Consider the following 8,888-nt stretch of genomic DNA (forward strand, 5'->3'; position numbering starts at 1 on the left):
CCAGGGTCATCTGCCCGGCTCGGTGGACGAGCATGGAGCCGGGCATCTGGTTCTCTCCCGGTTTTCGGGTCCCTTGCGGGCGAAGGGTCAGTGCCTTCCGTTGGCGACCTTCATGAGCTTGTACTCCATGCTGTCCAGCAGGGCAGTGAGAGAAGCTTCGATGACGTTCGAGGACACCCCCACAGTGGTCCACGAGCGTTCCCCGTCGGTCGAGCGGATGAGCACGCGGACCCTTGCCCCGGTGGCGTCCTTGCTGTCGATGACCCGGACCTTGTAGTCCGCCAGCCTCACCTGTCGCAGTTCCGGATAGAAGCTCTCCAGGGCCTTGCGGACCGCTCGGTCCAGCGCGTTCACCGGACCATTGCCGTCGGCCGCGGTGTGCTCCATGGCCCCGGTGGAATCGACCACCTTGATGCTCGCTTCCGAGGAGACATTGTTGCCGGCGACGTCCACGAAGATCCTGAAGCCCTCCAGGCGGAACGGCGGCCTGATGCCGTCCTGCAGTCGGCGGACCAGGAGCTCGAACGACGCCTCCGCGCCCTCGAACTGGTAGCCCTCAGATTCCAGCTCCTTGAGGCGGTCAAGGATCCTCTTCCCCGATTCCTTCTTGGGATCGATGCCGAACTCCGTCATCTTGGCCAGTATGGACGCGGTCCCGGCGAGCTCGGAGACCAGCACTCGACGCTCATTGCCGACCAGGGCGGGGTCGATGTGCTCGTAGGTCATGGCATCCTTCATCACCGCGTTGACATGCACTCCACCCTTGTGAGCGAATGCGCTCCTCCCGACGTAAGGGAGCTTGGGGTCCACCACTATGTTCGCCGTTTCGCTGACGAATGTGGACAGGGCGGTGAGATGGCCGAGATCAGGGATGTTGGTCTTCCGCCCCATCTTTAGGGTGAGCGCGGGGATGATTGAGCACAGATTGGCGTTGCCGCACCGTTCTCCGATGCCGTTGATGGTCCCCTGCACCATGATGGCCCCATGTTCGACTGAGGTGAGGGAGTTGGCCACCGCCATGTCTCCGTCGTTATGCGCATGTATCCCCAGAGGCAGATCGAAGCGCTTGGCCACCGCTCCGAATGCCGCCTTGACGTCCCGCGGCAGCGAGCCCCCGTTGGTATCGCACAGCACCAGCCAGTCTGCGCCGGCGTTGGCGGCCACAGTCAGGGTCTCGAGCGCGTAGCGGGGGTTGGCCTTGTAACCGTCAAGGAAGTGTTCGGCGTCGTAGACGACCTCCAGGCCGTGCCCCTTCAGGAAGGACACGCTGTCGGCGATCAGTTCGAGATTCTCCCTGAGTGGGATTCTCAGCGCGTTCTTCACGTGGAGATCCCAGCTCTTGCCGAAGATGGCCACGCACGGCGCCCGGGAGGCGACCAGCGACCGCAGATTGGGGTCCTCCGACGCCTCTACCCCAGCCTTGCGGGTGCTGCCGAACGCGACCAGGCGGGCGTGCTCGAACTTCATGCCGGCGGCGCTCTCGAAGAATGCCTGGTCCTTGGGGTTGGAGCCAGGCCAACCTCCTTCGATGTAATCCATACCGAACTGGTCGAGCCTTCTGGCGATATCCAGCTTGTCTTCGGTGGAGAAAGACACACCCTCTGACTGGGTACCGTCTCTCAATGTGGTGTCGTAGAGTGCGACGTTAGCCGCTAATAAATAAATCCCTTTCTGCGTCCTTCATAGAAACCTACTCCGTGACAGACCATGCATATCGCGGTACGTAGTTAAATATTACGAAGCTGGGGATCATCCCTCCAACGATGGGAAGACAACGAGCAGCTACACCGTCTGTGTTGTGGTGCAAGTCTGATGGAGAAGAAAGAAATTCCGCCCAATGGGGCGGAGCAGTTCGCATCAATCCCTTTCTGAGGTCATCGCCCCTTGGCCTGATTGTCGCTTAGGATGGCCAGGAGGTCGCTGAGCAGGGCGCTCGCGGTCTCCTTCCTCCCCGCCCCCCGGCCGACCACCGTTATCTCGCCGGCCAGGTCGGTGATGAGTTGCACTATGTTGAGGGTGCCCCCGATCGCCAGAGGGTGTCCGTTGGGCACCATGCGGGGCGACACCTCGAGACGCTTGTTGTTGATCTCGCCGATGAGGCGAATGACCTTGTTCTGCTCCCCCGCCAGGGAGATGGCGTCTTCGGTGATGCTCCGTATCCCGGTCCTCACAACGTCGTTGTAGGTGACATCCATGTTGAAGATCGCGTTAGCCAGTATCGCCAGCTTGCACGCCGAGTCCACGCCGTCGATGTCGTACGTGGGGTCCCGCTCGGCGATCCCCATCTCCTGCGCTTCCCTGAGCGCCTGGTCGAAGGGAAGCCCCTCATCCTTCATGCGGTTGAGGATGAAGTTGCAGGTTCCGTTGAGGATTCCCCGCAGGGAGTAAATCTCCTCGCCCCTAAGCAGTTCGCGGGAGAGGTTGATGACCGGCATGGCCCCGCCCACCGAGGCCTCATACCTCAGCTGGACCTTGTTCTTGGCGGCGGCCTTGGACAGCTCCCGAAACTTCATGGCCAGCGGCCCTTTGTTCGAGGTGACCACGTTCTTCCCGGCGTTGAGCGCGGCCATGATATGGGTGCACCCCGGCTCGGAGTCAATGATGTTGGTGGGGGTCGTCTCGATGAGGGTATCGAAATCGTACTCCTCGATGAACTCCTTGATGCTGCCGTCTACCGCCTTGGTGCCCACCCCTCCGGTGGCGTTCTTGCGCGCCACCAGCTCCGTGGGGTCAAGGCCCTTGGCGTTCTTGACGAAGGTCTTCGAGTCGAACGCTCCTACGATATGCACGGGCTTCCCGAAGCTCTTCAAGAACAGCTCCTGGCGCATGCCGATGACCTCGGCAATGCCCTGCCCCACCGTTCCGAACCCGGCGATGACGACCTTCATTCACTCCAGCCCCCTTATGAGGATGTAATCGTGCTTCTCCGAACGCTGTTTGAGGAACTGTTCGAGCGAGGTGAGGGTCTCCTTCTTCGTAGCCTTGCCCGTGACCAGCGCAGCGCGTGACGTCGAGTTCGCCGTGCCGGTGTAGCGCACGTCGATGGACGCTACATTCTCCATCGATTCCAGCGCTTTGGTGATGCTCTCCAGTTCCTTGGTCGGGATATTGCCGACGATGAGGTACTGGATGGGATAGGTCTCGAAGAACGCGTCGATCTTGGCGACGTCGACATCCCTCTTCTTCCATACCGACATGATCTTGTCAAGGGCCTGCTCGGACCGGAGTTCGAAGGTGACGTTGACCGCGATCCTCCCCCCGACCTTGTCATCATGGTGGTGTATGACGCCACGTATGTTTCCGTCGTTCGCGGAGATCGGCTCCAGGGCTCCTACCAGCTGTCCAGGAACGTCCTTTAGCCGCAGATCTGCGTTCACCTTCATAACATAACCTCCAGTGCTCCTCGTCCCGACGGCTTATGGTATATTTTATAATTGATGACTCGGCAGCAGGTCAGAGTAAGTTCTTTCGGTGACAGGGATCAGGAGGGCTGTGGGCTTTTCATCCCTAAGGCGATTATCGGTCAAAGTGGTTCCCCACATACTCCAGCATCTCCCGTCCCAAGAGTTCCACGGAGGACGCCCCGGACCGTACAAAGAACTCCTCCTTCGTGCCATTAGTAAGGAAGGCGGGCGAGTGGGCTCTGATGCATCGTACCTCCAGGACCGCCCTTCCGTCGATCCCGATCATGCGGCTGTCCACGAACGGAAAGGTCTCCTTCCCCAATCCTTCTCCGACCAGGTTCGTGAAGTGAAGGTAGAACTTATCGAGATTATCGAAGTTCTGGACGTCCACCCCCAGGATGGAACCGTCGTCCTTAACGCCCACCAAGAGGGTGCCCCCGTCGGAGTTCAGGAAGGCGGCGATGGTCTTCAGCACGGCGTGCTCCATCCTCTTGTCGGCCTCCCCGGTCCTGAGGTTGGTCCTCAGGGACGACTTGAACTCCAGCCTCTCCCCCTCTCCCCTGGCGATGAGTGTTCGCAGAAGCGAGGCATTGTCCCTCTTTGTCATGAGCCCGGGGGCTTTGTCCGAAGCACTTTCCAGGAGACGGTGGAAAAGAGAAGGCCGGGGGTTCCTCATGTAAGCCAACGACGTTAGTGCTACGGTCCCCGCCCCCAGCGCGGCCGCAGCCAGGTCGGCCATCGTCTGGTCGAGCCCGGTCTGCAGCCTCCAGGAAAGGACGACGTCCAGGCCGAACTCCACGATCTCCCATAGGGCGCCAAGGGCCAAGCCGGTGACGAAGGAGAAGACCGCGACCGGGACGGGAGTGATGTGGCCGGCCTCGATCTCGCTGCGGAGCATGGCGTAGGAGATGAGAAAGCCGATGGTCCCTACCATGGCCCCGGCTGCAAGCTGCGAGATGACCGTCCACAGGCTGCCAATGCCGAGGGCGATGAATATGGAGCCACTGACTAAGGAGAAGTAGGCCAGGATCAGCAGGAGGGAGTTGTAGATGTTGGGATATTCCCATCGGACCCTGCGGGATATCATGCTGGGCAGCATCAGCAGGTACCCGGAGAGGCAGCTCAGGACGAAGACAATCAGGTTGTTCATCATAGCGGCTATCACGGCCGCCACAGCGCTCGCCGCCAGCAGCACCATGCTCACGGCCCTCTTGGTCCCCAGCTCAGGATCTTGACCTTGCACGAGCATGGAATCGCTTAAGGGTTAATGCAATTATCTCAGCAAGCGGTCCCAGTCTTCAATGGCATGAGTTGGTGCGGCATTGGCAAGATAGTAACCAATTTTAAAGTAGCTTTAAGGTGCCACGTCATACTTGACTGTAGGTAAAGATCATAATGTGCCGGAACTAATTTGATTTCATGGCCGGGGAAGGGAGGGTCAGTCGTTGGATCAGGGCCTGGGACTGGTTATTTGTCATCGCCCTTGTCGTGTCGATACCGGCCATTGCAATTGGTATCTTGTGGCTCCCCATCTCGTTCGATACCGATATCAAAACGATTAACGATGCGGCGAACTACATAGCTCTTGTCGCCCAGGTGACCGGCACCTTCGCCGGCTTCCTCATTGTTGCCCTGGTGTTTGTCGTAGAGCGTCGAGGTTTCTCATTCAGGAAGCAGGGATACTTCGACGACAAATTTAGCACGATAGCCATCGGTCTAGGGGTCTTCTACTTTTCAGGGCTATCCCTAACGTGCCTGTTCCTGCATCAGGAGGTCTTGGGATACTCGACCATGAACAATCAGATTCAGCTAGTATTGGTTGGTATTAACCTCGCCCTCGGAGGTGCCATATACCTCACCTATATCGGCGTGGGTGGGTTAATCTTAATTAAGGTGTTTAGGGAGTTTTACGGTTTTGAGGGGTTGAGGGAACGCTATAGGATAGGCACAATCAGAGCTAGAAAGTAGTACTGATAATGAGTATGAATATTCATGGGTTGGCCGGTTTTACGGTCATCCAGTACCCATCCAACCACCTTGTCGAAGCTTGCGCAACCAAGGGCACAAGCCACCGGGATATTCATTATTTTAATAAGGGCCAGAGCGCCGAGGGGGAGATTTGAACTCCCGAGTCCTTGCGGACACAAGCTTTCCAGGCTTGCGCCTTACCGGTCTGGGCCACCTCGGCCTAGTTTTGCTCCTTACCGCATCATTGATAATAAATGTGTCGGATATGGGAGGCTCTGCCGGACAGGTAAGCTATTTTCTCGGGGAAAAAAGAGATCGCTTTCGCCGCCCTATCGCGAGGCCAACATGAACGGTCCATGGGCGACTTTCGTCCACCTCCCGGGAAAAGGATGCTAAATGCGGTGAGCGCTCCTCGGGCCGGTGAGAGTGTGTCTACGACCGCAAGCGAGAATGCAATGGAGGAGCTGAAGAATGAGCTGGCGAAGCCACGGACCGGACTGCCGGAGAGACGGGAGAGGAAGAGGCCGGAAAAAAGGAAGGACTGCGAGGAAGGCGCCCACGCCCTTCCCTGCGCCGACATGACCTGTCCCTGCAGGGTCCTGAGAAACAGGTGACGGACAGCTCACCGTATAAGAGAATCGCGCAGGGTCGGCCGGCCCCGTCGGGCCGCCCTGATTTCATCGAGGGAGACGTCGAACGAGCTGTAGTCCTGCTCGAAGTACTTGTTCTTGACCAGGCGACCTCCTTTGGGGCCGCAGGCCTCCCCGCCCCCGAAGAACACCTGGTTCAGCTGAGTGCCGACCTGGTTCACATAGACAGTATACACAGTGTTCTCGATCGCCCGTGCTGGTATGAGCTTCTCGAAGTACTCCCTAGAGGTGATGGGAGATGCGGAGATGCAGATGACGGCCTCGGCCCCGGCTAGGGCATAGGCCTTCGACAGCTCCGGGAAAAACATGTCATAGCAAATGATGGCCCCGATCTTGCGGCCCTCCACGTCCAAGAGCGCTCCCGAACTCCCGGCCCCGAAGTACAGCGACTCCTCGAACGGACCGAAGCTAGCCGGGTTCACCTTATCGTACCTCTGCACGATCTCGTCCGGGGAGACGAGAACGGCGCTGTTGCGCAGCACCCCCGGCACCTGGTCGTCCCAAGCGGGCATGCCGAAAAGAACGTGGACACCGTGTTCGTCGCACAGCTGCTCCACGGCCTTGACGCTCGCCCCGTCCATCCCCTCCGCCAGGCGGAAGACGTCGTCCCTCACCATATAGCCGGTGAGGAACAACTCGGGGAACACGTAAAGGTCGGCGTCGCCGTTCTCCACGATGCCCGTCATTCGGGTTATGTTCACTTTCTTGTCACCGAGGGCACAAGGTACCTGAGCGAGGGCGATGCGCATCGATTCACTACCTGAGGCCATCATAATAAGGTAAGAGATAAAAGAACGTACCTTCTTCCTGCCCCCGTATGAGGCCGCAGCTCAAGGATTATGCCCGCCCCGCAATCGAGAACTTCATCCGCCAGAAGGTCGAGGAGAGCGGAGGAGGGGGCGCGGTCATCGGCCTCAGCGGGGGCATCGACTCGGCCACGGTGTCCAAGCTATGCGCCGACGCTATCGGCCCGGAGAGGGTGCTGAATATCTTCATGCCCTCGGCGTCGTCCTCGCCGGAGGACCGGCGGGATGCGGAGGAGTTCTCTAAAAGATTCAACATCCCTTTCCAGGTGATTGAGGTATCTCCAGCGGTGGAGGCATTCCGCACCATGCTCCCCTCCCTTGACCGCCGGGAGTGCGCCGGGAACGTGGCTGCCCGATGCCGTATGATCGTGCTCTTCCATCATGCCTGGCTTATGGGCAGGGTGGTCATGGGGACGAGCAACAAGAGCGAGCTCCTGACCGGCTATTTCACCAAGTTCGGGGACGGCGGCGCGGATTTCTGTCCCATCGGCGACCTTTACAAGACCGAGATCCGGCAGCTGGCGAGAGAGATCGGGGTGACCGATGCCATCATCGACAAGGCGCCGTCGGCCGGTCTGTGGGAGGGACAGACCGACGAGGGGGAGATGGGCATCACCTATGAGGACCTTGACCAGGTTCTCTTCGGGATAGAGCGCTCCCTGGGAGACGAGGCGGTGGCGGCGGAGACTGGTCTGCCTCTCGACAAGGTACGGAAGGTCAGGAATATGCACCTCCGATCGGTGCACAAGCGCAAGACTCCCCTCATTCCCAAGCTCGGGGTGAGAACGTTAGGCATCGACTGGAGAGAGTAAGCTCTCCGTCCCCAAGGTCCTGAGCAGGGCGTCTGGGTCCTCAACATCGAATACGACGCGGTCGGCCCTCTTGCCCAGCGCGAACCCGAAAGGCCGTTTGCTCCTTAGGTGGATCTCGATGAGGTCGTGCCGTCTCGAGGTTACGTACAGGGTGGCGTGCAGCAGGCGGAAGAACACCCCGGTGCGGGCCGGTCCGCTCTCCACGCGCTCCGCAGACCTGATGTCCGCCAGGGGTATCCGGGCCCGGAAGTACCACCCTTGCCTGAGAACCAGGATATCGTCTGCCACCTCGTGGGTGGTGAGCAGCGGGGAAATGCCGAGGACAACGAGCACGATGGTCTCGAGCAGCACGATCGCCACCAGGTATGACGTCCCTGCGCTCATGAGAACGAACAACGCAAGGGTCACTGGCATGGCGACGGCAACGAGCACCGCGTTCTGAAGGAACGACCGCCGGGAATAGGGGAACGACCTCCGCATCAACGGGCCACGAACGGGTAGGGGGATATCGATTTTTCCAGGTCAAGCGAAAGGATCGAGAGCCTTGAGCAATGGAAAGGTTTAATAAACACTTCTTTATTTGCCAACAGTACGCTCCCGTAGTGTAGTGGCCAATCATGAAGCCCTCTCGAGGCTTCGACTCGGGTTCAAATCCCGACGGGAGCACCACCACTTCTCCCATTCCTTCACTAAGGAGCTAGCGCTCTAGACTGCTCATCTGTTCACGATCAAGAGGGGCGATAGACCAAGCAAGTGCACCGTGAATGGATCCCAACTCCATTTTCAAATTCCTAAGATACTCAAATCCTTACAAAAGGAATAAACAGGATGGCCGCCATAGGGCGCCGGGATCTGCGTGGATGGAGGTATGGGTCGTCCGAGGGTTGTCGAAGGATCGGCTGATGGGGGCGAACTAACAGCCGTCGGTCCGGTGATGAGCATGACCCATCGGATGGGCGGGTGACGATCATACGGAGGGCCACCATTCCCCTCGGCCCTCCTTTGTCCTTTTTCGGGGTGTCGCTATGAAGGAAGAGAACGACCAGAAAATACAATGGGACTCGACCTATGTCAGTTCCGGCACGTACTTCGGCACCGGTCCGAGCGTGCTGGCGCTGAGAGCACTGCCGACACTGAGATCTCATGATGTCAAGACGGTCCTGGAACTAGGTTGCGGGCAAGGAAGGGACACCTGGTACTTCGCCAGGAACGGGATGACGATCACTGCGCTCGATTATTCAGATTCGG

The 8,888-nt window shown here is 59.0% G+C and carries 10 protein-coding genes and 2 tRNA genes; 5 read left to right on the forward strand and 7 right to left on the reverse strand.

From position 1 onward, the window contains the following. Positions 1-87 precede the first annotated feature (87 nt). From cimA to SA339_13990, 4 genes are all read right to left on the reverse strand, one after another. The gene (gene cimA / locus SA339_13975; protein ID MDW5564319.1) at positions 88-1,665 is read right to left on the reverse strand and encodes a citramalate synthase; all 1,578 of its coding nucleotides are present in this window, start codon (positions 1,663-1,665) and stop codon (positions 88-90) included. Positions 1,666-1,874: 209 nt separating this feature from the next. Continuing rightward, on the reverse strand, positions 1,875-2,888 hold the full coding sequence (locus SA339_13980; GenBank protein MDW5564320.1) for a homoserine dehydrogenase: 1,014 nt from the start codon (positions 2,886-2,888) through the stop codon (positions 1,875-1,877). Next, positions 2,889-3,383 (reverse strand): hypothetical protein, encoded by a 495-nt coding sequence (locus SA339_13985; GenBank protein MDW5564321.1) that lies wholly within the window; start codon positions 3,381-3,383, stop codon positions 2,889-2,891. Positions 3,384-3,516: 133 nt separating this feature from the next. Further along, complete coding sequence (locus tag SA339_13990) at positions 3,517-4,647, reverse strand: ATP-binding protein (GenBank protein MDW5564322.1); 1,131 nt, start codon at positions 4,645-4,647, stop codon at positions 3,517-3,519. Positions 4,648-4,823: 176 nt separating this feature from the next. Here SA339_13990 and SA339_13995 point away from each other — a divergent pair, with 176 nt between their 5' ends. Next, positions 4,824-5,372, forward strand: coding sequence for a hypothetical protein (locus tag SA339_13995; protein MDW5564323.1), 549 nt, complete (start codon positions 4,824-4,826; stop codon positions 5,370-5,372). Positions 5,373-5,508: 136 nt separating this feature from the next. Here the strand turns inward: SA339_13995 and SA339_14000 are convergent. Next, positions 5,509-5,592: transfer RNA gene (locus SA339_14000), tRNA-Ser, on the reverse strand. A 181-nt stretch (positions 5,593-5,773) separates the two neighbouring features. Here SA339_14000 and SA339_14005 point away from each other — a divergent pair. Then, complete coding sequence (locus tag SA339_14005) at positions 5,774-5,986, forward strand: hypothetical protein (protein ID MDW5564324.1); 213 nt, start codon at positions 5,774-5,776, stop codon at positions 5,984-5,986. Between the two features lie 8 nt (positions 5,987-5,994). On the opposite strand, the gene SA339_14010 is transcribed toward SA339_14005, so the two are convergent. Further along, positions 5,995-6,792: a carbon-nitrogen hydrolase family protein gene (locus SA339_14010; protein MDW5564325.1), complete on the reverse strand. Its 798-nt coding sequence runs from the start codon at positions 6,790-6,792 to the stop codon at positions 5,995-5,997. A gap of 47 nt (positions 6,793-6,839) precedes the next feature. Here SA339_14010 and SA339_14015 point away from each other — a divergent pair, with 47 nt between their 5' ends. Continuing rightward, positions 6,840-7,640: an NAD+ synthase gene (locus tag SA339_14015; GenBank protein ID MDW5564326.1), complete on the forward strand. Its 801-nt coding sequence runs from the start codon at positions 6,840-6,842 to the stop codon at positions 7,638-7,640. On the opposite strand, the gene SA339_14020 is transcribed toward SA339_14015, so the two are convergent. Continuing rightward, positions 7,617-8,120: a hypothetical protein gene (locus tag SA339_14020; GenBank protein ID MDW5564327.1), complete on the reverse strand. Its 504-nt coding sequence runs from the start codon at positions 8,118-8,120 to the stop codon at positions 7,617-7,619. The genes SA339_14015 and SA339_14020 overlap by 24 nt on opposite strands. A 113-nt stretch (positions 8,121-8,233) precedes the next feature. Between SA339_14020 and SA339_14025 the strand changes: the two genes are divergently transcribed. Then, positions 8,234-8,309, forward strand: a tRNA-Glu gene (locus SA339_14025). A gap of 356 nt (positions 8,310-8,665) precedes the next feature. Further along, positions 8,666-8,888: class I SAM-dependent methyltransferase (locus SA339_14030; protein ID MDW5564328.1), on the forward strand; the 223-nt coding region annotated here is incomplete at its 3' end.

Origin of the sequence: Methanomassiliicoccus sp., assembly GCA_033485155.1 — an archaeon.
Taxonomy (GTDB): Archaea; Thermoplasmatota; Thermoplasmata; order Methanomassiliicoccales; family Methanomassiliicoccaceae; genus UBA6.